Source organism: Streptomyces sp. AC627_RSS907, assembly GCF_019049165.1.
The window spans coordinates 1-641 of record NZ_JAGMUE010001178.1 but is presented as its reverse complement, the minus strand read 5'-3'; the positions used below and the strand labels follow the sequence as shown (position 1 = coordinate 641).

The 641-nt window shown below is 76.6% G+C and carries 1 protein-coding gene; it reads right to left on the bottom strand.

The window, feature by feature from the left end:
* Nucleotides 1-166 precede the first annotated feature (166 nt).
* The coding region (locus KUM32_RS40935; RefSeq protein ID WP_254406788.1) for a glutamate-cysteine ligase family protein at nt 167-641 on the bottom strand (475 nt) is incomplete at its 5' end.

Here is a 641-nt window from a genome sequence, read left to right as displayed (position 1 = left end):
GGCGAGTGCTGGGCGGTCAGCTCCTCGTCCGCCACGCAACTGGTCAGCAGCGCGGTGCGCGCACGCGCGGCGGTCAGCGCGCCCAGGGCGCGCGCCCTGAGCAGCTCCGGGTCGTGCGCGGGCTCGGCGGACGCGGCGAACGTCCCGGACCCCGGTTGGATGCGGGTCATGAGCGGCCTTCCTTCCCGGAGAGGGAGTCGAGCAGATCGTCGGCGGGACATCGACCCCGGGCGACGTAGCGGGCGCGGAACTCGGCGACGGCGGCACACACCTCGGGCGTCGCGCCGATCCGGGGCAGCGCCTCCTCGGCCGCGGCGAAGCAGGCCACGGCGGCGGCGTGCAGCTCCGGATCGGTCAGCCCCCGCTGGGCGGCCCGCTCCCACAGCGGGTTGCGGGGCGCGGGAGCCACACCGGCCGTGTCGCCGAGCGGCTTGACCGCGCGGTAGGCGGCCTCGGCCGCGGCCGGATCGTCGAACAGGGCCGCCGTCACGGCCAACGGCACCATCCAGCCGTCCGCGCCGGGCTGCGCGTCGATCATGCGCAGCTCCAGGTGACCACGCGGGCGGACCGGCGGGAACAGCGTCGAGATGTGGTACGTGACGTCCTCCAGGCTCGGCGGCCGGGGCCGACCGTCCCGGACC